The sequence below is a fragment of the Neobacillus sp. PS3-12 genome, from assembly GCF_030915385.1.
In the GTDB taxonomy this organism is placed as follows: Bacteria; Bacillota; Bacilli; order Bacillales; family Cytobacillaceae; genus JAEVLT01.
The window spans coordinates 4,441,932-4,468,312 of sequence record NZ_CP133268.1 but is presented as its reverse complement, the minus strand read 5'-3'; the positions used below and the strand labels follow the sequence as shown (position 1 = coordinate 4,468,312).

The window sequence follows — 26,381 nt, the reverse complement described above, 5'->3', positions numbered from 1 at the left end:
TTGATTTTTTAGGTATACAGGATAAGAATTGGGAATCTGTGTCCATTATTTAGCACCTTGTTAAGGGACGCCAAGCAGCATTGGCTTCGTCTCAGCCGGGCTGCAAAGGTTGTCGTAACAACCTTTCCTCGATGATTAAAAGCATATTAACTATGAACTATGTAAAATGTTATTGTTTAAATATTCTGTTCCGTTAGTTCAATAAGAAAAACGGGATCACCGCAGCTTCCCGTCATTGAATATAGGCACCCTTAGTTTAGGAAACTTTATTTATAAACTGAAGTATCTATCAAGGGTAAAAAGAAGTAAGAACATCTTTTATTATTTATAATTGTAAATATAAGTTATTTACTTGTTATAAACTTTCGTGTTTTCACATCATATATTTTATAACTAATTTCAACCTGATGGTCTTTTGTAACCGTCACCTTACAATAATAAGGAATTGACTTTCCATAAGCATTCAGCTTAGGAATATTTCTGAAGGTAAACATTTCATCTGAATTGAGCATTTTAAAGTCCGCTTCAGGAGAACGACCTGATGAATCTATTTCGATCACACATTTTCCACTGACGACATCATATTCCTTTAGTACAACATATTTTAGGCTAGGGAGAGTAATCACTAAGAATAAAACACCCAAAAGTAAGACTCCAAGGCATTTACCTATATTTAATAATCGAAAGTCTTTAGTACCATACATAACAATTAAGACAAATATTGCACCTATTACAAATACAGCTCCAAGTATAAGCATTAAATAATAAACGAGCAATTTATCACTTCCTACAACTATTAAATGGAATATAATATTACCAATTCTTCCATTAAACTGCTACCGTTAGAGCAATAAGAAATGGGATCGCCGCAACAACCCCATCTTTAACATAAGCTACCCGTTTGTTCATGCGGTTCTTATTTTCTGCTAAATTTTTTCAATACATATCTTACTAAAAGGACCGTTACTATTAACGAAATAAGTCCAACAATATTGAATGTAAATTTACCACCATTGTAAGTTAATACTCCAAAAAGTTTAGTAATGGTACCAAAAATAGCTCCAAGGACAAACAATAAAATATAGAAGAGAATCAAACCACCAACTATTATCCCTATAACTTTGAGAATTTTACGCAATTTCCTCACCCCTACAAATGGACTGGTCTACAGTATAGTATCCAACACCTTATTCACTATTCTGCCCTTTACTTGAAGAAGAAAAAGCATTACCGTTATTCCAGTAATGCCCCCGTTAGCATAAGTGTAATTTTTCACAAACCTTATGTTTTTGAATTAGCGAAACTAAATGTCAAACTTATAATCGAAATGCAGTTTTACTTTTCAAAAGTAGTCATTCCCAATGCATCATTATCCCACAGAATTTTTTTACTTTATCCATTTGGTAATTGTGGCAATTAACCATCAGGACAATTTCAGACTGTTCACCGCTTTTATCCACATTTCGATTACGTTTTCGCTTTGCAAATGGAAGTTTAATTGCAAGGCCAATAATGATTTACTGTTTTGTTAATTTCGGTAAAACCTATAAAAATGCCAGTTTCATTCCGACATCAAACCTGCTCTCTCGTGAGCGCCTAACATCTAACCTGTAACACAAGAAACAGTACCTCTCCCACTATACATAAGTAGGTGCTGTACTTAAAAAACCTAATTTACTTATGGTACGGTTCACCATAAAGGCTATGAGGCGAAATTTTTAGGGCACCCGAGGAAGGGTACCCTAAGTGAACGGTCAAATTCGTATCAATGACAGAGATTTGATGTTTCTAGCCTCTCAGCTGAATCTCATAATCTGTAACAATCTTACCATCGTACTGAATAATTTGGCCATTTTGATTCTTATCAGACAGGATAATGTCGGTACTCATCTGCCCGGCGGCTTCGGGAGACTTGACGAATCCGCCGTGCGCACCAGCTTCCATGCCGTTCAAGTCGGTTGCGACAGCGCCAGGCATGATGCCGAAAATCTGGCGATGGCTGCCCATTTTTTCGAACTCGTAAGCGTAGGTCAGTGTCATCACATTGAGTGCTGCTTTGCTCGTAATGTAAGCGAGCGGGTGCCAAAAGTCGGTCGGCGAAATCGGGACGGTGATGTTGACGATTTTCGCATTGTCTGTCAGAGATGACAGCAGATTTTTCATGAGTTCATGGGTGCCGAGAAAATTCGTTTCCATCGTCGTGCGTAGATCCTCAGTTGTATAGTCAATGGTATGCTTTGCAAGGTCGAGCGCCGCACGCCCAGGCTTGACACTATCAGGAATTCCAGCATTATTGACCAAAATATCGAGCGAGGTAACCATTTTAGCCGCTTCGTGCAAGCTGTCTAAATCATTCAAATCAATCTTGATGAACGTTGCTGATATGTCTTCTGCGGAAAGTTTTTCGACTGCTGCCTGCCCGCGGGCTTCATCACGCGCCCCAACGAGAATGTCATAGCCACGCTTTCCAAGACTTCGAGCGATTTCGAAACCGATTCCTTTATTTGCGCCAGTGACAAGTGCTTTCATAGTTAGTGAGCTCCTTTTCGTTGTTTTAATTGGATACAAACACGTAATAACTACGACAGAATCATCAGCATTCTCTATAACGCCTCAAATCCTCTGATACGATGCGTCAGGTTCATTATAGGACTTAAACCATAGTTGAAGTCAAGCTCCATATTTCGAGTAGGGTATAACAACTTTTCTCTGCTAATCCGAAATACCAAACCGCTCAAAAGACTACCGCTCAGAGACCGTTGCCAAAGTTAATACTAAACAAAGAAGCCAACTACAACGTACATATAAACCATTTAACAGTCATCTTATATTTTCTTTCATTCATAGTATCGTTGTACTGCGCAGCAAAAGACTCAGTTAAAAATGACAGTTCTTGTTGAACTAAAGCTACCCATATATACAGTATGATTTTTGACCGTAATCATCGTAAATAACGAAACAAAAAAAGCCCTTTTCTATCTTTGTTTACTTGTTATCTTCAGTAAGTAATTATAGTTTTCAACGTAAACAACGATAGGACTTTACTTGGAGAGGTGGGTATGATAGGCTCTTTTGCCTGATGAAACAACTGCTTCAGCCTTTCAAGACAAATCGTACCCATAGAGGCTCCAAGTCAAGTCCTTAAACGCCATTCTACGGTTACATATAAACAATGATAAAAGGTGCATCATATCAATGTTTTTTTGCTGATACTGTATATATGGGCAGTTTACTTTAATAAGCATTAGTTATTTCTTTTTCTTTTCAAAAAAGGATTGGAAACCATACAAAAGAAATGCTTTGTAAAAGAAGAATAAGAAAAATTGGGAATAATAAACTCTATCATCAATTGAAAAAAAGAACGTCGAATAAGAAAAACATAGGGAGATTTTAGTCTTCCTATGTTTTCATTCATATTATTTATCTGTTTGTTTTTGCTTCTTTTTCAAATACTCCGCACGCATTTTTTCAAGTTGCTGCTTTTTATCAAATTTGGCAGGCGTCTGTTTTTCATGAAACTTTGTCACAGCTACCTGACCTTTGGAATCCAATTGATATTTTCCCACTTTGTTCACCTACTTTTCCTGTCTTTAGAGAGAATCTATTCAACACATATAATATACCTTATTTTACTGAAGTAAATGATAATAACCATTACGTTTTCGATGATTTCAAATTTAGGTTCTGAGGGGAAATATTGTTTTTTTTTGCAAAGTCTTTTTACTACTTGTTTAAAAAAATCTACATCCCCAATATTTTTCTCCAAAAAATCACCCCTTGTTATTAACTTTTCTACTTATATCTATCTTAATCCAAATATTACCTTATTCAACTCCCTCAGTTAAATAAGATTTTCTCTCGAATGCTCGCTTATTCGCAGGATTTCATACCCCTTCATATAGGGTTAACAATTAAATGAAATGAGTTCAGATTAATAAGGCTCCGTGAAGGCATAGTTAAATAGAGGAGATAGTGCAACTCCACAATTTACCATATAATGTACATGCTCCACGCCGCCCCTGGAGGCTTTCCCTCCCATGTCTCAACGGGTCATTTGCCCTATCATTCCTTCGTCATACCTATCCAAGGGGTGGAGGCCAGTTATGCTAACCTGATGGGTCGGTGCCCTTTTGTTGAACAAATCTGGTACTCCGTACATATTTGAAATCCTACGAATAAGCCAACATTCGGTCAATATAGTGTCCTATATTATTTATTTCAAGAGGACGAATAATCTTCAATTCTGTATTAGGCTGCCAACGGTGAAAATGCTTTGACCTTATCAGGACAATAGGATTCATTTCGTCTTGATATACCTACAAAAATCCTAGCCAACTTGCCAATTAACTTCATAATCGATTTCATTTTCTTCATCTTTTTTACCTTAACATTATGAGAATGTAATGCTTGAAATTCTGGGTTATTCACCACAAGGCTCATCGTTGCTAAGTAAAGGAATCGTCGCAGTCTCGATCTTCCGCGTTTAGAAATGACAATTTGGCCTTTCCACTTTCCTGAACTTGCCTCAGCTAGATGCAATCCTGCATGCCTTAGTAGAGAATTCCCGTGGGAGAAACCACTTAAATCTCCTGCCTCACCTAATATGCCAGCCAAAGATATTTCACTAATTCCTTTGATGGTAAGCAGTTTCTTAGCGAAAGAAATTTTGTTTAATGCTTCGGTAACTTGTTGTTCAACTCTTTCGAGTTGTGTTACAGCTAAATCATATTCCTCTAATAACTGTTCTAAATGAAATTTATAAGCATCAAGTGCTTGTCTAGTACCGACAGATTTCTTAGCTAATTGAATGAGTAATAGGGCCTTTTTTAATCCAGGCTGCCTCTTCATTATTGATTTCCAACCTGTGATTACATCATGAGGCTGCATAGTTTCTAATTCCATTGGGGTTGGGAATAATCGAAGGGTTGCGATCGCACCTTTGCCTTTAATATCTTTGAAAACCTGTCGTAGTTCTGGGAAAACGATATCTACCCATCGATTTAATTGATTAATGGAACTGACCAGGCGTTTAACAATTACATCACGGTTAGACATAAGAACCCTAAGTTTTTCGAATGATTCCGATGTGTACCTAACTTCAGAATAGTAACCGTTCTTTACCATATCAGCGATAACTAAAGCATCTTTTTTATCACTTTTTGATTGAGTATTATCACGATTTTCTTTATTCTTTTTTACTAAATGTGGGTTTACCGTTACTACTTCAATATCTTGATTAGAAAGCCATTTTGAAAGATTGATCCAGTAGTGTCCAGTTGGTTCCATCCCAACAATAGCTTCATCTAGGTTGTTTAATCTTTGAAGACTTTTAATCCATTTTAGTAAACTAGTAAATCCTTCTTCATTATTTTTGAATGTAAGTGGATCTCCGACTACAATTCCACGGAAATTTACGGCTCTGGCCACGTGAAATTGTTGGGCTATATCCACGCCAACAACAAGATGTTTAACGGAAATTCTTTCTATCAGTTGATTTTGTTTGTTTTGCATTTTAAACTTCATAGTAGGGTTCCTCCTAAAGTTGTGAGTTAGAGTGGTGTCTATACTCATATCTTACTGAGGAGCCCTATTTTTTTCAAAGTCGAAAAATAACGATCTACAGGAATGCTAACCTGCCAGTTAGTTCAAGTAAAAACTTTCACAAACTCTGTGCTAATGATGATACAAATTCCCATTTTTCTGGAGAGGCTTACTTCATTAATTGGCCCTATACATAAAGAAAGAGCACAATTCTGTTGAAGAATCGCGCCCGATTGTTGAAGATCAAGACTTGTTGAACTAATTCACAATATAATCCTGTCCTATTACACATAATATAAAGAAAGAACTGAAAATCTGGAGGTAGCATGAAAACTACATATGACAACATAAGATTAACTGCTGTTGAGATTGCACATCTTTGGAATGGTTATATGGCAGAAACATTAGTGCATCATATTTTCTCACATTTTTTACAGCACGTAGATGACAAAGAGATAAAATCCCATGTAGAACATTGTCATAAAGTATCAAAGAAAATTATTACCGACTTTATTGCTGTTTTTAATAAAGAAAAAATTTCAATTCCAAGAGGAATTAAAGAAGAAGACATTAACTTAAAAGCTCCACGATTATTTTCAGATATTTTTTATATTAACTATATAAAAAATATGGCAAAATTTGCTCAAATGAATTATACCATGGCTTATACAGAAAGTTCTCGCCTAGATATTAGAAAACTATTTTTAGAAAATGACCATATGCTTGAAGAGATAGGTCAAATGGTAACAAAATTGATGCTTTCGAAGGGTCTTTATGCTCGCCCCCCTCATATTCCATCACCTAAAGAAGTGCATTTTGTTAAACAAAAGAATCCTTTTACTGGTTTCACGAGCACCGATAGACCATTGAGTGTTTTAGAAATTTCTCGATTATTCTATAATGCTCAGTCTAACTCACTTGGGAAAGCTCTTTTGATGGGGTTTAGTCAAGTAGCACAATCAAAAGATGTTAGAGAGAATTTTTTAAAAGGTCTAAAAATGTCTAAAAAATATTATAAAAAGTTTTCTGATGTCTTGGTTGACGGAGACATCGCGATACCTCCTACATTTGATGGTGAAGTATTGGATAGTACGGAGTCGCCTTTTTCGGATCGACTAATGATGGTTCATGTTACTTATTTAAATTCATATGGACTTGGTACTTATGGACTTGCATTAGCACAGAGTCAAAGGATTGATTTAATAACAATGTATACCCGAACAATGTTTGAAGTGGGGGCATATGGAAATGATTGTGCAACTGTATTAATTAATAACGGATGGTTGGAAGAACCACCGTTATCGCCCAACCGAAAAAGACTAACGCTGAGTTGAAAATAATAATGTTAAGGTTTTAAAAAAAAACCTTTTGAAAGGGATTTTTTAATGTTCTTCGATCGTTATTGATTTTAATGAATTTAATATCAGTACATTCCATCACGATCTCTTTTTTAAAATATCCAAATTTGCAACAAAGTGTTATTAAATAATCTGGCCCAATTCATTAAAAAGAGCGCATTTCTTGAAGAAGAATTGCGCCCTTTCGTATTATAAGGTCAGCCAGAGAAATCTGGTTGACTATTTTTTATTCAATTTATAGATTGATAGTAGCCAGGGTAGAACGTTCGCGCCCGTGGGACTTGATCCCGACCATTAAACTGTTCGCCCTCTACTTGTTAACACATGATTAGGCTGGTTGGGACATGGTGATCCCGTATAACAAGCGAAGATATGAATAACAAGATAGATAGAGGTTACCGGTCAATCCACTACAAAAGGAGGAGATATAAATGAATCCAGTTGTTGGTCTGGATGTCGCAAAAGGTGAAAGTCAGGTTCAAATGTTCTTGGATAAAAAAAAGCCCTATAAAAACAGTGTGAAGGTTGAACATACGGTAGAAGGATTAGAAGAGTTTCACTCTTATTTACTAGATTTAGAGCGTCAATCTGGGATGAAACCACCTGTGGTCTTGGAATCAACAGGTCACTATCATACCCCAGTTGTTCAGTTTTTAGAAGCAAGAGAGTATATTGTGATTATCGTTAATCCGTTGGTATCTTACCGAGTGAAAAGTTCTAGCTTACGGAAAACCAAAACAGATGCTATCGATGCTTATCACTTAGGTGAAATGTATTACAAAGAGGATTTAGAGCCTCAGAAGAAACGTGGGATTCAGTTATTAAACCTTCGGCATCTGACAAGGCAGCATGAAAACATGACAGGAATTATGGTTCAAACCAAGCTCCAATTCCAAGCAGTATTAGATCAAGTATTCCCTGAATACAAAGGAGTTTTCGGGAATTTATATGCCGAAATTTCATTAAAAACTTTACAAACCTTCCCTACCTCCGAGTCTGTCTTAAAAGCTGGTGTGGAAGAAATTTCACAGTTTATTAATATGCATTGTAAAGCGCGTTCGTTTGAATGGGCGTATGAAAAAGCAGAGGAATTAATCGTAGCTGCAGAACGCAACCCATTTCAATCAACCCTTTATCATAGCCTTCTTGTTAGTTTAAATATGTATATAGATTTACTTCAAGCGTACCACCAACAGCTTTCTACGTTGGAGCGTGAAATTGATCAGTTAGCGGTACAACTTGAAGAATATGAACTACTACAAACAATTCCCGGCGTAGGTGAAAAAATCGCTGCAACGATTATTTCTGAAATCGGTGAAATTGATCGGTTTAGTCATCCCAAAAAGTTAGTTGCCTTTGCAGGACTTGATCCAAGTGTGTTTGAATCAGGACGCTTTAAAGGTACAAAAAATCATATTACCAAACGTGGCTCAGCTAGGCTCCGCCGTATGCTTTATACAGCCGTTCGCTGCTCTATACGTGATAGCCGTAAAAAGAAAACAACTGACGAAACTATAGCACGAAATAAGAGATTAAGAGCCTTCTACGACTTGAAACGAGAAGAAGGTAAACCATACAGAGTAGCTATTATTGCTTGCGCTAATAAGCTTTTACACTGGATTTATGCGATGTTAAAAACAAAAACATCATTCCAAGAAACTATTTAGTAACAATATTTTCAAATAAAACAAAAACCTTCCAAATTGGATTCGGAGGGTTATTTGAGTTGTGCAATTTTAGTATAGCATGAAGTGATTTTTAAATTAAAAGATTTTTATTGACAATCTATTAGCTGGTTTACTTTGGGGTTGAAATAGACTGGTTATTTTGTTGGTTTTGATCCCCATGTCTTTGGGTTTGGGTCTGTGCACCTTGGGCTTGGTTTTGATTTTCGGTTTGTGCTTGCTCTTGAGCTCCCCCCGTTTGGTTCTGAACTTCTGTTTGGTCTTGAATTTGAGGACCTTGTTGTTGGTTTCCTTGCGTTTGTGGTCCCTGCTCTTGTTCTTGTATTTGAGGGCCTTGCCTTTGACCTTCTTGATTTTGGTCTTGAATTTGAGGTCCTTGCTCTTGTTCAAGTCCCCCCTGTTGTTGTTGTTGCTCCTGCTCCTGTTCCCCTATTGATTGGGACGATGGATTATGCTCACAAAATGTCTGGTCGCAAGGATTAGCCTCTTCTTGACATGTGCAAAATGGTTTTTACTTATAGCATTTTTTACAATATTCATAGTCATTGCTACCATTAAAACTCATGAGTATCACCCCTTTCAAAAGAAAGAGTATATGAATAGACGGATAGAGTAAGTACAAAAAAAGGCTGTCCATCGATGAACAAATTTTAAACGGTTAGGATCAAGTCGAAAAATTCTTAAGGAGATTCTATGAATGATTATCAAAAAACTGGTAAATCGAATTTATAGTATTTCAAGTTATTTAGGGGACGTAAAAACCATTGAGAAAAAACAGGTGGGAATTCTAGAAACCAAAATATGCACACAAAAAAAGATTTGAAGAAATAAATGGAAAGTGGTGTAGTTCCCGAAAGTAAAAGTTGATTCAGAGCAGATTCAAAAGGTCCGCCGTTGTCCTCCTTTAGAATTACCTAATGGTGACATTCATGCGGATAATCTTGGATTTTGGTCTGTCGGGATAAACCACGTTTCAATATTTTGCTTATTGAAGTAAACTGCCCGTTCAGTTTGAGTGAAATCCTTCACAATGTTCATAATGCTGTTAACATAATTATTCAAATTTGCTTGAGAGTCTTCTTCCGTTAAATGGCACTAAAATGGAAAATGAGCACTTATCCTTGTTCAAGGATAGCGCCCGATTGCTGAAGATCTTAATATAAGGCTCTGTTAAATATTAGATTTATCAACACTATCGACTAACAGAGTCTAAAATTAAAAAATATCTCTATAAATGATTTATTTCCAGTAGGTAATCTATTTTGCGAGAAGCTGAAGTTCGTAACATAATCATAAAATGGATACTATTTCATTCTTTGATCTTCATTGATGTGGCTTTGCTTATTTCTTATTTTTCAGTTTGTTTTCTATCGTCTATATAAAGACTTTGGAAAGCTTTCTACCTTGATTCCCCTTTTTAAATTACTTCCAAAAATCTACAAGGATATATAAAACTTCATTTAGCATAAGTAAAAGTAATAAACCGTGATCTTAATCAATTTATAATGTTAATCATTTTCGTATAATGGATGGATAAAGGAGTTGCATTTAATCATCGATTCTTTAATAGAAGTTACAAGTAATCCGTACCTGCTTATATTATTGTTAACCTTACAAATAGGTAGGTTTATTCAACTCGAATTTTAAAAAATTATTAAAGTGAAAAGAGGAAAATATGCGCACTCTATTATTTCAAGGATATATGTGGGGTTATATTTTAAGTAAAGCGAATAAAACCTTTACCATAAATAGATTAAATAAAGCAGGAAAGAACAAAGAAAAGGTGGAACTAATTGATCGGTTTATTTTAAAATGCACTAAAAAGTTAGTTAAAATTTCAGGTGCCGATGTAACCGTAACAGGAACAGAAAATGTTCCTTCGGATGAACCTGTATTATATGTTGGCAACCATCAAGGGAATATGGATATTCCACTTTTATATTCAACAGCTCCTCAAACGATGGCGTTTGTCGCTAAGAAGGAAATGGAGAAGATTCCTTTATTGGGTTATTGGATGAAAGAGCGAGGCTGCGTGTTTATCGACAGGGATAATGCTCGTAGGTCCTTAAAAGCTATAAACGAAGCCATCCAAAATTTAAAGTTAGGTCATTCTATGGCTGTTTTCCCAGAAGGAACTAGAAGTAAAAGTTCACAAGTTGGAGATTTTAAAGCAGGTAGTTTAAGAATTGCTATTAAATCGGGAGTTAAAGTCATTCCTGTTTCCATCAAGGATTCTTACAAATTGATCGAGAAAAAAGGGAAAAATACACCCGCTAAAGTTTCTGTACATTATTCTGAAGCCATCAATTCAAAAAACTTTAAAGATACAAACGAACTAGCCGCAGAAGTACTAACACAAATTAAAAAACATTTGTAATAAAACTATTGAAGGATTAGAAACCATTGCTAGTTTAACATCTAAATCAAACATTCAAGGAATGATGAAGACGGGAAGAGCAATTAGAAGTTTTCAAAAAATTTTTAGAGATATCTTAAGTTCTCAACTTTCGCATACCAAATTAGGCAGGTAAGCACTGATATAGCTTGGTAAACCTGCAATCCATTGTGTTAGTTGGTTTTTAAGTAATTGTTGTATTTGTTTATTTGTTTTCTTCAAGACATCTTGAAGAGGCTCGATTAATTGCTGTAATGCGACAGCCCAATCGGACGATTTCTTGTTCGGTAATTCAGATAATACAGCAGAAAGTTCATTTGGTAGTTGCTCATTTGAGTGTTTTTTCTTTATTATAGAGAAGGCACCTCTTCTTTTTGGTAATGGTTTCTAGTCAATTCCACTATACCAAAGAATGAGGTGCTTTTTCTGTATAAAAGTACTTGTCAAGAAACGAAATTAATCGTTCTTAAAGCTTTGATAGACCTAAAAGAAGGTCTAATTTCAAGGTGCGAAAGTTGAGTTAGTATGATATGTGTATTTGGCAATCAAAAAATATCGTTTATGGTAGTATGTTTTTTGTATGGATAATAAGGCTTTATATTCAAGTTATCTATAAAGTCTTGTATATAAAGCCTTATTGAAGAGTACATGCTTATTGTGTTAAAGCGCCCGATTGTTGCATATCACATTAGTCTATTGAATAGTATCCTTGTACTGTGCATTAATATCTTGTACACAATATTTCATTCTCACATTTACTGCATTGACATACTGATAAAATGTTTTCGGTAGTACTATCAACTTCTATATCCCAGTATTCTATTGAGAATCCATGTTCTAATCCTCTAAGACATCGCATTTGAATCTTGTAGCACCAGTTGAGTCTTTCCAAACTGTGTTCAACTAAGCAAAGAAATCGAGTAAACTAGGCGGGTCGCAGGGACAGGCACTTTGCGACTCGGATTCACGAGCATTAATATCCAAAATAAAGGCTCCGCAGAGTAAAATTATCTCTGTGGGGCCTTTTAAATGAGTAATAGAATCTAATGTCCCATTTACGAGGAACCCATCCTTTAAATTTTCGGTAAATAAGATAAATCCTTAAAAATGAGTATAGGAACCTGTCCCTAAAACACAGATTAGCTCAGCGTACCAAGTGCCTCACGGGTAAATGCTTGAAGTTCATCATTGCGGCCATCGCGAATTTTGGCTGCCCATGCCGGGTCGTTCAAGAGGGCACGGCCTACCGCAACTAGGTCGAATTCTCCGCGTTCAATGCGTTCAATCAGGCTATCGATACCGGTAATTTGTCCACCTTTTCCTGATTCAAACAAGCTAGTGAATTCGGAATCAAGGCCAACTGATCCAACTGTGATGGCTGGTTTGCCAGTTAGCTTGCGTGTCCAGCCTGCCAAGTTAAGGTCAGAGCCTTCAAATTCTGGTTCCCAAAAACGGCGTGTGGAAGCGTGGAAAATATTGGCGCCTGCTTCAGACAATGGTTTAAGGAAACGTTCCAGTTCTTCAGGAGTTGCAGCCAGCTTTGCTGTGTAATCAACCGGCTTCCATTGGGAGAAACGGAAGATAATTGGGAAGTCAGGACCGACTGCAGCTCTCACCGCTTCGATAACCTCTACCGCAAATCGGGTACGGCCAATCATATCGCCGCCATACTCATCTGTTCGCTTGTTGGTCACTTCCCAGAAAAACTGATCGATGAGATAACCGTGTGCACCGTGAATCTCCACCGCATCAAAACCGATGCGCTTTGCATCTGCAGCCGCTTGTGCATAGCTTTGAACAAGACCGCGGATTTCCTCGGCTGTCAGCGGATCAGATACTTGTTTTCCAGTCAGACTCAAGCCGGATGGGCCGATTGGATCGGCATTTGAATCAGGAAATTTCTTTCTTTCGCGAGCCGTGCCAGTATGCCAGATTTGTGGAGCAATTTTGCCGCCTGCTTCATGTACTTCCCGAACAACGTGTGCCCATCCTTCAAGTGCTTCTTCACCATAGAAGTGGGGCACATTATGGTCGGCCGGTGCTGCCCGATGGTTGATAACCGTTCCTTCTGTAATAATAAGACCGACACCATTTTCTGCTCTGCGGCGATAATATCCAGCCACATCTGGACCTGGAACGCCATTTGGGGAAAAGCAGCGTGTCATGGGAGCCATGACAATGCGGTTTTCTAGCTTCAGATTGCCGCCTTCAAAAGCCTCAAATAAAGGTGCTGCTACTTTGGATAAGTTCATCGTACTCTCTCCTCATATCGCTGTTTTTTTAAATCTATAAAAATGAATATACAGATATATAGATTAATATGCAAATAATAAAGCCGTACATTATTAAGTTAATCCACTTTTGCGTGCAATCCAGCTGCGAATTGTTCCAAAAACTCAGCAATTGCTTCTTCATTGCGCCTGTAATATGTCCACTGGCCGAAGCGGCGTGACTCAAGCAAGCCAATCTTCTGCATGGAAGACAGATAAGAGGAAATAACAGACTGTGCGAGGCCGGACTTCTCTTGAATGCTTCCTACACATACACCGCCTGGAAATTCTTCTTTGATGGCCGTGGGCAGGTTTGCGTTCATTTCTCCTGGTTCCTTCAGCCAACAAAGAATATTGAGTCGCGTCTCATTGGACAGAGATTTCAGCACAGCAAGTATCTCTTCGTTCTTCATGTATTGACACCCATTTCTACTTTGTTTAACTCAGTATACCACAGATGGTTTTTGGGCACAGGTCCTAGATATTGCTTCCACAAAGATAGAAATCTATCACTTTTGTTATCATTACTTACGTTGAATACGGTGGATTTTCATACTATAGATAGCTGCCCTTTATTTTAAGTGAAAAGCTTCACAATATCACAAACTTTGATATTAAAATATGAACAAAACTTAACAAATTCTTGTTCATATTTTCCACAATCGGGAATTGTTGCTGCGCAGTATAGGTCTACTACGTAATACATGAGTTACTCCACAATCTGGCCCTAAAATGAAAAATGAGCGCTTTTTCTTCTTACTGAAAAGCGCCCGATTGCTGAAGGGTAGATAAAGAAATCGTTGTTTAACTAACGCGCCCGATTGCTGAATATTGGGAAATGCGAAAGATCCCAAAAATGGCTCCGCAGGTATTTTAGTTAAAGAATATTTGTGTTCATGTTTTTACTATGTAATGTAATTCAACAAATTGATTAAAGGTTCTTGTACCTTTTAGAGAAAGGTCCAGCTGATAATCACCAACTTTAAATAAAGGAATTCCCTCTCCGATGATAGTTGGTGCAATTGTCAAAATCAGTTCATCGACTAATTTTTCTTTAAAAAACGTATGCAGTAAGTCTCCACCACCAACTATCCAAATATTTTTTCCTTCTTCTTTTTTTAAGTTTTTAGTAAAGTTAACAACGTCTTGATTTACAAATTTAACATCGTTTGTATCTTCTAAAAGTGACCTAGAAAAAACGTAACAATCTTTATCTTGATATGGGAATTGACCTTTTTCATATCTCATAATCCAATCATATGTTCTTTTACCAATTAAAATTGTGTCTATCGTTTCAAAAAATTCCGAATAGCCATTATCCCCTTCACCCTCAACTTTAAATAACCAATCTAAAGAGTCTTCTTTTGTTGCGATATAACCATCCAAGCTTTGAGCAATAAACAATACGATCTTCCGTTGGTTCTTCATAATACGTCTCCTAATTTAAACTCTATATAAGAATATACGTTCCCTAATATTTTAGTAAAGATGTACTTTTCTTGAACCATCCATAGTCGTTACTTTAAGTTACAAATCTTTACAATCTCCACTATATAATTTTAACGTAGAGAGATCCGTTTAACGATTGTAAGTTGTTATTCACGTTATCAAATTTTATATTTATCAGAACGAGATAAATTATTAGAATAATAATATATTTAAATAAATTCACAATATTATCACAGACATCAGGATATGAAACGAGTAAAATTTAGAATGGTTAAGTTACAATAAAACTATATGGAGGGATAAAAATGGCTGATGTAAAAATATTAGATAACGGTCCTTTAATCGCTACTGGAATCACCTTGTTAGACAGTGAGGGAAATAAAATTGAAACAAAAGAGCAAACTTATCTCTGCCGTTGTGGTCTATCCAGCAATAAACCATTTTGTAACGGTGCTCATAAAGGCAAATTTGAAAGTGCGGTTAGGGCGCAAGACAAGAACTAAATTCAAAATACTTTTTTTAATGATTATCTAAGTTATTGAAGAGGAGCTAGGTACCATTACCATGCTCCTCTTTGGACTTATATTTAATCCCACTTTAATTATATTATTTAAATCCCTTGAACATCTTATTAATAATTTACGAATATATCGATGCTAAAATCATTGCAATTTTGCATTCTATTTTCATTGTGATTTACTATTTTGCACCCCTTAAGAGAACCCGTTATCCACAAGATTAGCCCCCTTTTGCTGAAGAAAGTTTACCTATTTATTATTCCATTCTTCTTCCAAAATCCCTTATACAACGAGGTCACATAATCATTTTCCATGAAAAATAAGAATCTGTCACTTGTGATACGTTTCCCTACTATTAATGCTAAACTACATCCTAAGCAATATGGCCCAATTGCTAAAAGACATGCATTAATAAAAACGCATGTCAAATTCGATTAAAATCATTTTAAGCAGCTTTCAAAAATATTTACTATAAAAATCGTGCCTCAACTTTCCACTTAGATGCGCATATATTTTTGTGGTCTCACTCTTCTCATGACCCAGTACAGTCCATTTCCACTTTTCATGTAATCTAATTCTTCCATCTGGTAGAGTTTCTGGGGTAGAGAAACATTGACCGCCTCTTATTTCGTTTCTTTCGTTAACATGGTTATATCTAAACTGTAAGCTACCATTTTCCTTTACTATTCCAATAAGTGTCCCTTTAACAATTTCTCCTCCGCTATATGTTGCTGAGAGGATATTCCCTTCCTGTTTGTATTCAAAAAACGTCTTTGAAGAAACTTCTCCGTTAGCTGTATTTTCAACAGAAACAAATTTCCGTCCATTATAATTGATCAAAATTTCGCCCTCCAATAGTTCTAATATTCGAATAAATTAACATGATTTTCCCCCTTGTTCAAATAACTTTCCTTTAACCGATTCAAGACCAATAAAAAAAGGACTGCGAAACAGTCGCTTTTTCAGTTCTTGCGCCCGATTGCTGAAAAAAATCCTGCTTAACCACACAGGATCTTTCATCAAACATATTTATGTTTCTTTCCAAAAAGAAGGAGACAATTAATTGGTACTTTTAATTGAATTCCTAATTATAAAACCAGGCCTTGTAAAGTAGGTGGATTCCTTTTACGATATCTTCATCCGACAGAGAAGTATAGCTGACAAACACGGTATTATTTATTTTCCCAGGATTAGTATTCTCCATCCAAAACTCATCTGTGTCGTAGACACCGACACCGAATTCCCTAGCCAATGAAACCAATTTACCTGATGAATATGGTAAATCGACTTCTAATAAGAAAAATAGACCGGCATTTTTCCCAATTATCGTAACTTTATCAAAAAAGACCTCATTAACCGTTTTTATAAACAAATCATGCTTTTTTTGATAGACAGTATTTAGTTTGCGAATATTGCGTTCATATTCGCCACTTTCAATAAATTTTTGCATTACTTGTTGTTGAAGGATAGAAACCCTGGACGTGTGATATTTGAATCTTTCATGATAACGATGGAGAAGTATTTCGGGTAAAACAATATAGCTCATTCTCACATTTGCTGAAAATGGTTTTGAAAATGTACCTAAATAGATCACACAATCATTCGTGTCAATAGCTTGTATTGAAGGAATAGGAGCGGAATTATATCTAAATTCACTATCATAATCATCTTCAATAATATAAACATTTTTCTCAGTAGCCCATTTTAACAATTCTAAACGTTTTGATATAGGTGTGACGATTCGGGATTGTGAATTTTACTCTGATACTGAAAAAGCAGCATTATTACTAGCTGAACACATTACATTAATATCAGAAAAACACGTTCCAACTTCTGTTTATGAAGAAGTAAGTAAATATTTTACTGATGAAGAATATGTTAATTTAGTGTTGTGTATTAATCAAATCAACTCATGGAATAGAATTTCTATTTCTATGGGGAATTCTGCAAAATAAAGTGGGATAGGTTCGCTTCTTCCACAATGAAGTAGGGTAAAAGTTGTTAGAAGTTCTTTTAGAAATATTTACAAGAAAAAAGTAAGATTAAATCGATTATCTAAATCAGGGAAAAGCTTTATAAATTTAGGGAAGAAAAAATTGAGTGAAGCTTTGCAGACTCGAAAAAGCATCTATTCATTATGATACGATAAAATTCCCGAGAAGCATACGCTTAGGCTTATTAAAGGTGCCGTTGATTTTAGTTTTATTAATAAACTTCTAGAGGACTCTTATTGTAAGTATTATGGGAGACCTGCAAAAGAACCCGAACTAATGGTGAAATTGTTAGACCTTCAATATCTATATAATTTATCAGATGTGCAAGTCATTGAAGATGCCTCGTTGAATCTTGCTTATATGTATTTTCTTGATATGTTTTCTGGGAAGATTTCGGACAGATACCGACCAAAAAAATGGACTTTTTCAGTGGTCTCGAACCGTCCCTATGTTTCCCCTGTGATAAACCCAGAGCAGATAAATGAAGAGATTTAAGAGATTTCTTATATTGTTGACATAGTTTCTAATCCCGACGAATGGAAGGGGTATCGGGAATCAAAACTACAGGAGGAGTTCCCGATATGTAATGTAGGCCACCATATAAAGCAACTGAGTTTCTTCTTTTTTACATATTTCACTTTTTATATAAATGTTTCGCCAGTTCTGTTCTTACTTCTTGTAGTATAACTTCTGATTGTTGAATTTCGTAATTAAAGTAAACATATGTGGCTGTTCCTTTAGCACAAATTTGGCCATTTTGAAACATTTCTTCATAAACCGTAAAACTTTTATTTCCAATTCTTTCAATCCATGTTTTTACTTCTACATCAGCATTGAGGAAAATTTGTTTTATGTAATCTACATTCATATTAACTAAAATAAGTTTCCAATTTCCAAACGATAAATTCGGAGTCATAATTTTATAAATTTCTGTTCGCCCTGCTTCAAACCAAATAGGAACAACAGTATTACTAATGTGACCGGCACCATTTGTTTCAGATACGCGAGGAGTAATGATCGTTGTATACACCCATACTTCTCTCCTTTTATTTGTGGCAATTTTAATTTGTTTACTTTTTATACACCCGGCAAAAAGCTGCTTTTTCACTAAATTCCATTAAAAATGCCATTACTTTGCCGGGTATATAAATTAATAAAAAATACTTATAACATCTAATTGTTCCTAGATATCAAGAAATTACCCTACTACCATGTTCAGTACTAATACTCCAAGTAGTCCATAAATAGCAACGAGGGTATACATGAAACACACAGACCTAATAGTTTGTCCAATTGACAAGTTAAAATATTCTTTTGTCATCCAGAAAGATACATCACTTGGCGGAGCCCATGCTATGGAAGCACTTCCAATTGCCAGTACCATCAATTCAGGACTTACACCAGTAGCATTCAAAATTGGCAACATAATTCCTGCAGTAGTTAAGACGGTTACTGTTGCAGACCCCACTGCCATACGTATGATAACCGCAATAATCCATGCTAATATAAATGGTGAGATATTCCATCCACTTGTAAAATGAGCAATGTATTTTGCCATTCCACTATCAAGAATAACTTGTTTAAATGCTCCACCTCCACCAAGAATGAATATTATTCCCCCCATAGAGATCAGTGCTTGTTCTACAGTTTTCATTACTTGAGGCATCGTCTTTTTATTTTTATGTAAACCAAATACATATACTGCAATGAGAAGAGATATAAGCAACGCCATATCAGCATTACCAATAAAAGTTAATATTTTATAAATGATTGAGGTTTTCGGAAGTGAAAATTGTGTAATTACCCCAATCAAAATCAAAATAACTGGTAACAAAGTTGTAAAAAGTGAAGTTGCAAATGATGGGACTTCATCCATGTTGAATTCTTGCTTTGATACTAAATGGTTTGGAATTTTAATATCCCAATTTTTATATAACTTAGAAAATAACGGTCCGAAAATAATGGCAGCTGGAATCGCCAGAATAAAGCCATACAGCAGAACAAGGCCCAAATTTGCCCCTAAAGCAGTTGCGATTGCAGTTGGTCCTGGATGCGGAGGTAAAAAGACGTGTGCAATAGATATGGCTGCCAGAAACGGGATACCCACTTTCATCAGTTTCACTTTTGCTTCAACTGCAACTGTATATACGATAGGGATTATTAGAATGTAACTAACTTCATAGTATAATATTATTCCCAAAAGAAATGAGGTTAGACAAATTGCCCAATCCACTCTTTTTTCGCCAAAAATTTTGATAAGAGTGCTTGCGATTCTGTGGGCTCCCCCACCTTCAGATATTATTTTCCCAAAAACGGCACCCAAGCCAATTATGATGGCCATATGTCCCAGAGTACCTCCAAGTCCAGTTTCAATGGATGTGACAATTGCCAACGGTTCCATCCCTAGGAAAAGTCCTACGAATGTTGCTGATATAATTAGAGATAAAAATGCGTTAAGCTTAAAAGCTATGATTAAAATAAATAATATTACGATACCCAAAGCCAATCCTATAAGTGGCATAAAAGCACTCCATTCCTTGATTAATTAGTGTCTTTTCATCAACTTCCATTCTTCGAATTAAGTCAATAAACCTTGATAAATGGGGCAAAGTTGAAAACAATTAGTGTATTTGACTTTTGATAATGTATCTAATCATTGAAGTAAACCTTCAAGAATCTTGTTTACTTTACTCCAACCAGTTCAGAAGCAACCTTAAATTGCGCTTCTGTTTTTTCTTTTACTTCATCTATTGAAACACCATTCAGTGTTTCAATAAGGATCATACCTTCTTCTGTAAAATCAAAAACCGCCAGATCTGTAATTAATCGATGTACGACTCCTTTACCCGTTAAAGGTAAGGTACATTCACGCTTAATTTTTGATTCACCATGCTTATTTACATGTTCCATCACAACGATGACACGTTTTGCTCCATTGACAAGATCCATCGCACCTCCCATACCTTTTACCATCTTTCCAGGGATCATCCAGTTAGCCAAATCACCATTTTCCGCTACTTCCATACCACCTAAAATAGCCAGATCAATATGGCCTCCGCGAATCATGGCAAATGACTCGGCGCTATCAAAGAATGAAGCACCCGGTACGCTAGTTACTGTTTCTTTTCCTGCATTAATCAGATCCGGATCTTCCTTTCCTTCTACAGGATAAGGTCCAATCCCAAGCAATCCATTTTCAGACTGCAAAAAGACGTTAAAATCAGCTGGAATCTCATTTGCGATCAGCGTCGGCATGCCAATCCCAAGATTCACATTCATACCATCCTCAATTTCTTTTACTGCACGTTTAATAATTGTCATTCGTTTATCTTTCATCTTGATTTTCCCCTTTATCGTGGGCCACTACTGTCCGGCGCTTGATTCGTTTTTGATAATCTGTACCCACAAGAATATGCTGTACATAAATACCCGGTGTATGGATTTCATCCGGATCCAGTTCACCCGGTTCAACAATCTCTTCCACTTCTGCAATCGTGATTTTTCCTGCCATCGCCGCCAATGGGTTAAAGTTGCGAGCTGTTTTTCTGTAAACAAGATTTCCGAACGGATCGGCTTTCCACGCTTTTACTAGAGCAAAATCACCCACTATACCTTCTTCAAGTAAATAGGTTTTTCCGTTAAACTCTTTCATTTCCCTTCCTTCAGCAATGGGTGTACCAACTCCCGTGGCTGTATAAAATCCAGGTATACCTGCACCACCAGCCCGTATTCGCTCTGCAAGGGTTCCTTGTGGAACTAATTCTACTTCCAACTCACCGTTTAAAAACTGCCGTTCAAAAATCTTGTTTTCACCAACATAGGAAGCTACCATTTTCTTAATCTGTTTATTGGCCAGCAAGAGTCCCAGTCCCCATTCATCAACTCCGCAGTTGTTACTGACCACTGTTAAATTTTTAGTTCCCTGCTCCATAAGTGCCTGAATAGTAAATTCAGGAATTCCACTTAAGCCAAACCCTCCGACGATTAATGTTGAACCGTCTTTAATATCTTTAACTGCTTCTTTAAATGAATTAATTAATTTAGTATTTTTCATAGAAACCACTTCCCTAAGTATTAAGGTATCATTGCAGCATCATAAGCTTTATTTATTGAAAGTTAGCTTAAAATCCGCTTGACTTTTGATTTGAAATTAGGATTTTAGTAAAAAAGTAAACTGATATATTCCAATTTTCAGATATACTCGTTTGCATATTTCCTGTTTTTTAACGCTCATTTAGTTTATTTGATGGTTCTTCGTCTTTGATTGACGACCTATCGATATAAAATTGGGAGGCTTTAAGTTGATGGATCAAGTTTTCAGCAAACCGTTTCTTAATCGCAGCTATTTCATCTTGTTTATAGTCATAAAATCCTTCTCCTGATTTAATGCCCAATTTCCCTGAAGCTACTTTTTGTTTCAACATCACATTTGCATGTTGAGAATGATCCATAACCTTTAACAAGTTATCACCAACTGTACACCAAATATCCAGGCCACCCAAATCGGCAATCTCTAACTGTCCTGTTGTAGCATATCTGAATGCCGGGCCAAACTTTAATGCTTTATCAATATCATCCGGGGTTGCGACTCCCATTTCAATAAGAGAGAAAACTTCCCGCGCAATTCCTTGTTGAATTCTGTTTGCTATAAGTCCTGGTATGTCCTTTAGAACTTTAACCGTTTGCTTTTTGATGGACTGATATAATTGTTCAACTTCCTTAAAAAGAAGTTCAGACATATTTCCAAAATAAGATAGTTCTACAAGTGGCATCAAGTGGCCTGGATTATACCAATGGTTAACGATCATTTGCTCTTTCCGTTTATCACTGATATGTTCCATCATACTGGCTAAATTCAGACTCGAGGTATTACTTGCAATTATCGTGTGGGAAGGACAATATTCATCCAATTTCTTAAAAAGGTTTTGCTTTAGCTCTAAAATTTCAGGAACAGCTTCAATTACATAGTCACGATCTATTACTGCTTGGTTTAAATCCGTACATAAGGTGATCCTCTTGAGAGTTAACCCTACTGACTGTGACTCGATAAAGTTTGCTTCTACTAACGTTTCCTGTTCTTCTTCAATTTCCTTTAAAGCAACCTTTAATTTATTTTCGTCCGTATCGTACAGATTAACGTCATATCCATACATAGCAAAAGCTTCCGCAATGCCATGCCCCATTGTACCTGCTCCTAAAACAGCAATTTTTTTAATCATCATCCACCTCTACTTTCTGCCACTTGAAAAAATCATAATCCCGTACTTAAAAAACTTGGATGAAAATGTTTGATATTTACAGAGAACTCTGGAAGACAACCTTCCTCCTCCGATTCTTTCACTAATTTAACAACAAGATCATTGTAAGGAGTTTTTACTCCTACTTCCCTACCCTTTTTACAAACGAAACCGTTGATAAAATCAATTTCTGACTTTCTATTTTTCTCCATGTCTTGCAGCATGCTCGCTTTTGTATTGCTATGCGGCCCCCATACCTCTTGATAAAAATCCATCTTATTTGCTACATCATTTTCGTCCTGCAGTTCAAGAAATTCCATATCTTTTCCTTGCATCTCTTCTAATTTAATTCCGTGTGCATGTGCAACCTTTATCGTTTCATCTGCAATATGGGCTAAACTAAACATGGCCGTTTCATTTGATAAAACTTCGCCAAATCGGCAGCCTAATGCCGCTGACATACCACTAAAAGTTGCATTCATTAAAAGCTTTGCCCATTTAATCCCCATAATGTTATCTGAGATATGACAATGACCTATTAAATCAAGTATCCTTTTTACTTCCTCAAGACGCGGAGTCAGCGCTCCATCCAGTTCACCAATGTCAAATGCATAATTTTTTACAGTATGTACTTCTGTTACCAATTCAGAAACACCCGGTCCCAACCATGTGGCTCCAAATCCCACTGCACCCCCAATGGTTCTTTCGCGTCCTATATACGAAGCAACAAAATCTTCCGGCAACCCATTTTGCAGCGCACAAACGGTACTATTGGAATGAAGATGCGGAAGCAATTGGTCTAAAGTAGTTTGGTTGTACACCTGCTTCGTCAGCAAAAAAACCAAATCATACTTACCAGTCATTTCATTGGGCAGCAATGCTTTTACTGGTACACAAAGATCCATAAAACCAGTAATTTTTGCACCGGAATGATTGAGTGCCTCCACGTGTTCCTTATTGATATCAATTAAATCTATTTCTTGTCCTCCTGCAGTAATCAAGGCCCCTATTATAGTACCTAAAGAACCTGCACCCATTATTGCAATTCTCATATGTGCTCCTCCTTGGAATGTGATATACGGGTTAAATGAATCTGGATTCACCACTTTATATGTTGACAATAGACATCGAACCGCAACCGCTTACAGTATCCCGATTATTCAGATTATTAAACTCCTATTTGTTTACAAGAAGTTAGGATATCAGGAAAGCAAAAGTTATCATATGCCAACACTTTCAGATTACTTAACTGCACCACTCGTGCTCTTCACTGCTTTACTATTTCTTAATTGAACGAGACCTAAAATTTTTCTAGCTTCGTTTGGTGTAGCAATTTCTCTTCCTAAAGTCTTCGATAAATCTACAATTCTTTCAACAAATTGAGCATTCGTTTTAGCTAATTCACCTTTTCGATAATAGACGCTGTCCTCCATTCCTACGCGGACATGTCCACCCAATAGAATACTCATGGTGTTGATGGCTAATTGATCTTTACTCGCCCCAATTGCTGACCATGTTGATCCTGCGGGGATATTTTCCGCCATAAACAATAAATTTTTTGGTGTAGCCGGCATTCCACCCTGTACGCCCAAAACAAATTGGAAATGAAATGGTGGATCGATAAGGCCCTTTTTAATAATTCGCATGGTATTTTCGATCATTCCAACATCGAATACTTCAATTTCAGGTTTTATCTGATGTTCTTTCAGTTTTATAGCCAATCTCTCTAAAAAATTGGGTGAATTAAGAAATACACCGGAGCCAAAATTCATTGAACCGGCATCAAATGTTGCCATCTCCGGGCTCAATTCACATACTCGAAGCCGGTCTTCATCGTTCATGGCCACTCCGCCAGCGGTCGTTAAGTTGATAATGATATCGCATTTATCCTGTATACGATTTACTACGTCCCTATAAGTATCTAAGTTAAGGGTATTGTTACCGTTTTCATCCCTCACGTGAATATGGGCTATTGACGCTCCCGCTTGCCAAGCTTCATAAACGGAATCCGCGATTTCCTTTGGTGTAAGCGGTACATATGGGGTATGCTCGCGAGTTGTCTGGGCTCCAGTGGGGGCAACAGTAATTATTAATTTTTCCAAAGTAATTCCTCCTTTTAGCGAAACGTTTCGATAAAAGCTAAAAAATAATAGAGTACTAATATAATTACTCCCAGGAATGAAACTTGTATTTTCGTTTCTTATTTATCGAAACGTTTCGTTATTTGATTATAGTATAGAAAGAATTACTTTCAAAATCAATACTTTTTCAGAATATTATCAATAATATTTTTATTGGAATTTCGACATTATTTTTAGAACGAGAAGCACACTGATCCCATATTATTGATGATCAAATATTTTCTTTATTGCTTCTGTATCCACAACTTTCGCGAATAACTAAAGATGGAGTAAGTATTATTTGTCTTGCTGCGATTTCATTTTTTTCCTTGATCAGCTCCAAAAGCAAATCCATGGATAATTTGCCCATATCATAAGTAGAATGATCCACACTGGATAACGGAACAAGAAAATTTTCGGAAAAAGTGCTATTATCATTTCCAATGACGGCAATATCCTCTGGAACACGAATTTCGGAATCTCTAAGCCCCTTGATCACTCCGAAAGCTACTACATCGCTTACAGCACAAATAACTTCTGGTAAATTGTCCACTAGCTCGAGCATCTTTTTTACATTGGTATATCCCGATTCCAGGGTGTATTCCCCTTCGAATACAAGCTTAGGGTCAACTTCTAAACCATGATGAGTCATGCAGCTTATAAATCCAGCTTTTCTTTCTCTCGCAGTGTTTATTTCCAAATTACCTCCAAAATACGCAATTCTTTTGTATCCCAGTGCCACTAAATGATTTACAGCTAATTCAGAACTCAGTTCATTATTAACTCCAACAAAATTTTTGCCATAGAATGGGGGTTTTCGATTGATTAAAACATATTTTAATCCTGTTTTTTCAATTTCGTTGAAATCCTCCGTTGTAGCAATGTTAGCTAAAAGAAGACCGTCAACCTGTTTTTCCAGCATTAGTTCCAAATATGTCAAAATCCTTTTATGTTCATTTGATATATTGCAGAGGATGACATTGAAGCCATTGTTAAACGCAACATCTTCAATCCCTTTGATCATTGGAGGATAGAAGGGATTTAAAATATCTGTCACGATGACACCAATGGTATTCGTGCTCTTCTTTTTCAAACTCCGAGCTACAGCATTCGGTCTGTAATTTAGTTCCTCAATTACCTGCATCACTCTTTTGGTAAGTTCAGGGCTTACATATGCAGATTGATTAATTACAGCTGACACTGTAGAAAGTGAAACTTTAGCCCTTTTGGAAATATCTTTCATTGTCGCCATTTAAAAACCCTCCTAGCAAAACGTTTCGATCTATGTAATCTATACTATATTTAGACCAGTTGGAATTCAATATTTTTTGTCTATTAAAAAAATTAAATCTTTTTCTAAATTCTTTCACTTTGAACTTAATTGATAATTTTAAAACTAGGAAACATCGGGAAACATAATAAAGACGCTTTCACTGTTTCGGAAATTCGCCCAATTCTGGAATAAGCTTCTGCATATTATCCTCGAAAAATGGATCTAAGTTAAATATTTACTACAAGAAAATCCTCGTAATGCGAACTTAAGAATAATATTCTAATTTGAAAGAAAGACTATAATTACCAATTATATGGAGGTATTCTTATGGGTAATAATAACTTTGGTGTACTTTTTTTCTTCTCCATTTTAGGCTTTATAGCAACAACAGTTTTTAGCTTTGTTATCATTTCTCAAAATAACACCATAAAATCAAAACTTGAAAACCAATAAATCCTTTCAAGATTTTCTTGATTGGATTTTTTATTACATGAAATGAGTCAATCAAAAATGTTAACTAAAAAGGACACGATCCCTTCCG

The 26,381-nt window shown here is 36.2% G+C and carries 25 protein-coding genes and 1 pseudogene; 8 read left to right on the top strand and 18 right to left on the bottom strand.

Annotated features, from left to right (window positions below; all coding sequences use genetic code 11):
- Positions 1-344: 344 nt before the first annotated feature.
- From RCG17_RS22570 to RCG17_RS22550, 5 genes are all read right to left on the bottom strand, one after another.
- Positions 345-776, bottom strand: coding sequence for a hypothetical protein (locus RCG17_RS22570; protein WP_308172287.1), 432 nt, complete (start codon positions 774-776; stop codon positions 345-347).
- 140 nt (positions 777-916) lie between these two features.
- Entirely contained in the window at positions 917-1,138 is a 222-nt protein-coding gene (locus RCG17_RS22565) for a hypothetical protein (protein WP_308172286.1), read from the bottom strand.
- A 650-nt stretch (positions 1,139-1,788) separates the two neighbouring features.
- A complete protein-coding gene (locus RCG17_RS22560) occupies positions 1,789-2,529 on the bottom strand; it encodes an SDR family NAD(P)-dependent oxidoreductase (protein WP_308172285.1) in 741 nt (246 codons plus the stop codon).
- Positions 2,530-3,416: 887 nt separating this feature from the next.
- The gene (locus RCG17_RS22555; RefSeq protein WP_173068464.1) at positions 3,417-3,566 is read right to left on the bottom strand and encodes a hypothetical protein; all 150 of its coding nucleotides are present in this window, start codon (positions 3,564-3,566) and stop codon (positions 3,417-3,419) included.
- A gap of 682 nt (positions 3,567-4,248) precedes the next feature.
- The gene (locus RCG17_RS22550) at positions 4,249-5,523 is read right to left on the bottom strand and encodes an IS110 family RNA-guided transposase (protein WP_308172284.1); all 1,275 of its coding nucleotides are present in this window, start codon (positions 5,521-5,523) and stop codon (positions 4,249-4,251) included.
- Between the two features lie 344 nt (positions 5,524-5,867).
- Between RCG17_RS22550 and RCG17_RS22545 the strand changes: the two genes are divergently transcribed.
- The 4 genes from RCG17_RS22545 to RCG17_RS22530 all read left to right on the top strand — a co-directional run bounded on the left by RCG17_RS22545 (position 5,868) and on the right by RCG17_RS22530 (position 10,961).
- Positions 5,868-6,875: a DUF3231 family protein gene (locus tag RCG17_RS22545; protein ID WP_308172283.1), complete on the top strand. Its 1,008-nt coding sequence runs from the start codon at positions 5,868-5,870 to the stop codon at positions 6,873-6,875.
- A 455-nt stretch (positions 6,876-7,330) separates the two neighbouring features.
- A complete protein-coding gene (locus tag RCG17_RS22540) occupies positions 7,331-8,566 on the top strand; it encodes an IS110 family RNA-guided transposase (protein WP_308172282.1) in 1,236 nt (411 codons plus the stop codon).
- Positions 8,567-8,764: 198 nt separating this feature from the next.
- Positions 8,765-9,067, top strand: coding sequence for a hypothetical protein (locus RCG17_RS22535; protein ID WP_308172281.1), 303 nt, complete (start codon positions 8,765-8,767; stop codon positions 9,065-9,067).
- A 1,192-nt stretch (positions 9,068-10,259) separates the two neighbouring features.
- A complete protein-coding gene (locus tag RCG17_RS22530) occupies positions 10,260-10,961 on the top strand; it encodes a lysophospholipid acyltransferase family protein (RefSeq protein ID WP_308172280.1) in 702 nt (233 codons plus the stop codon).
- Between the two features lie 1,157 nt (positions 10,962-12,118).
- On the opposite strand, the gene RCG17_RS22525 is transcribed toward RCG17_RS22530, so the two are convergent.
- From RCG17_RS22525 to RCG17_RS22515, 3 genes are all read right to left on the bottom strand, one after another.
- Positions 12,119-13,231 (bottom strand): NADH:flavin oxidoreductase, encoded by a 1,113-nt coding sequence (locus RCG17_RS22525; RefSeq protein ID WP_308172279.1) that lies wholly within the window; start codon positions 13,229-13,231, stop codon positions 12,119-12,121.
- 98 nt (positions 13,232-13,329) lie between these two features.
- Positions 13,330-13,662, bottom strand: coding sequence for an ArsR/SmtB family transcription factor (locus RCG17_RS22520; protein ID WP_308172278.1), 333 nt, complete (start codon positions 13,660-13,662; stop codon positions 13,330-13,332).
- Positions 13,663-14,143: 481 nt separating this feature from the next.
- Positions 14,144-14,677, bottom strand: a complete 534-nt coding sequence (locus RCG17_RS22515) for a dihydrofolate reductase family protein (RefSeq protein WP_308172264.1) — start codon at positions 14,675-14,677, stop codon at positions 14,144-14,146.
- Positions 14,678-15,003: 326 nt separating this feature from the next.
- Between RCG17_RS22515 and RCG17_RS22510 the strand changes: the two genes are divergently transcribed.
- Positions 15,004-15,201, top strand: a complete 198-nt coding sequence (locus RCG17_RS22510; RefSeq protein WP_308172277.1) for a CDGSH iron-sulfur domain-containing protein — start codon at positions 15,004-15,006, stop codon at positions 15,199-15,201.
- Between the two features lie 471 nt (positions 15,202-15,672).
- Here RCG17_RS22510 and RCG17_RS22505 read toward each other — a convergent pair whose 3' ends face one another.
- Together RCG17_RS22505 and RCG17_RS22500 are read right to left on the bottom strand one after the other, a co-directional pair.
- Positions 15,673-16,056 (bottom strand): avidin-fold protein, encoded by a 384-nt coding sequence (locus tag RCG17_RS22505; protein ID WP_308172276.1) that lies wholly within the window; start codon positions 16,054-16,056, stop codon positions 15,673-15,675.
- A 244-nt stretch (positions 16,057-16,300) separates the two neighbouring features.
- Positions 16,301-16,927 carry an aminotransferase-like domain-containing protein gene (locus tag RCG17_RS22500; RefSeq protein ID WP_308172275.1) on the bottom strand — a complete coding sequence of 209 codons (627 nt, stop codon included), beginning with the start codon at positions 16,925-16,927 and terminating at the stop codon, positions 16,301-16,303.
- 34 nt (positions 16,928-16,961) lie between these two features.
- Between RCG17_RS22500 and RCG17_RS22495 the strand changes: the two are divergent.
- Both RCG17_RS22495 and RCG17_RS22490 read left to right on the top strand, forming a co-directional pair.
- Positions 16,962-17,171: pseudogene (locus RCG17_RS22495) on the top strand (carboxymuconolactone decarboxylase family protein); the annotation flags it as partial.
- A 195-nt stretch (positions 17,172-17,366) separates the two neighbouring features.
- Positions 17,367-17,705 (top strand): transposase, encoded by a 339-nt coding sequence (locus RCG17_RS22490; protein ID WP_308175920.1) that lies wholly within the window; start codon positions 17,367-17,369, stop codon positions 17,703-17,705.
- A 139-nt stretch (positions 17,706-17,844) separates the two neighbouring features.
- Here the strand turns inward: RCG17_RS22490 and RCG17_RS22485 are convergent, their stop codons facing one another.
- The 8 genes from RCG17_RS22485 to RCG17_RS22450 form a co-directional block, all read right to left on the bottom strand.
- Positions 17,845-18,240: an acyl-CoA thioesterase gene (locus tag RCG17_RS22485; protein ID WP_308172274.1), complete on the bottom strand. Its 396-nt coding sequence runs from the start codon at positions 18,238-18,240 to the stop codon at positions 17,845-17,847.
- A gap of 168 nt (positions 18,241-18,408) precedes the next feature.
- Positions 18,409-19,731, bottom strand: a complete 1,323-nt coding sequence (locus tag RCG17_RS22480; protein WP_308172273.1) for a gluconate:H+ symporter — start codon at positions 19,729-19,731, stop codon at positions 18,409-18,411.
- A 161-nt stretch (positions 19,732-19,892) separates the two neighbouring features.
- A complete protein-coding gene (locus tag RCG17_RS22475; protein WP_308172272.1) occupies positions 19,893-20,546 on the bottom strand; it encodes a 3-oxoacid CoA-transferase subunit B in 654 nt (217 codons plus the stop codon).
- A complete protein-coding gene (locus tag RCG17_RS22470; RefSeq protein WP_308172271.1) occupies positions 20,536-21,264 on the bottom strand; it encodes a CoA transferase subunit A in 729 nt (242 codons plus the stop codon). Before RCG17_RS22470 ends, RCG17_RS22475 begins: the two co-directional genes overlap by 11 nt.
- Positions 21,265-21,433: 169 nt before the next feature.
- Positions 21,434-22,432: a 3-hydroxyacyl-CoA dehydrogenase family protein gene (locus tag RCG17_RS22465; protein WP_308172270.1), complete on the bottom strand. Its 999-nt coding sequence runs from the start codon at positions 22,430-22,432 to the stop codon at positions 21,434-21,436.
- 29 nt (positions 22,433-22,461) lie between these two features.
- Entirely contained in the window at positions 22,462-23,499 is a 1,038-nt protein-coding gene (locus RCG17_RS22460) for a ketopantoate reductase family protein (RefSeq protein ID WP_308172269.1), read from the bottom strand.
- 189 nt (positions 23,500-23,688) lie between these two features.
- Complete coding sequence (locus RCG17_RS22455; protein WP_308172268.1) at positions 23,689-24,549, bottom strand: beta-keto acid cleavage family enzyme; 861 nt, start codon at positions 24,547-24,549, stop codon at positions 23,689-23,691.
- A 250-nt stretch (positions 24,550-24,799) separates the two neighbouring features.
- Positions 24,800-25,819 (bottom strand): LacI family DNA-binding transcriptional regulator, encoded by a 1,020-nt coding sequence (locus RCG17_RS22450; RefSeq protein WP_308172267.1) that lies wholly within the window; start codon positions 25,817-25,819, stop codon positions 24,800-24,802.
- 348 nt (positions 25,820-26,167) lie between these two features.
- Here RCG17_RS22450 and RCG17_RS22445 point away from each other — a divergent pair, with 348 nt between their 5' ends.
- Complete coding sequence (locus RCG17_RS22445) at positions 26,168-26,293, top strand: hypothetical protein (RefSeq protein ID WP_308172266.1); 126 nt, start codon at positions 26,168-26,170, stop codon at positions 26,291-26,293.
- The last annotated feature ends 88 nt before the right edge of the window (positions 26,294-26,381 follow it).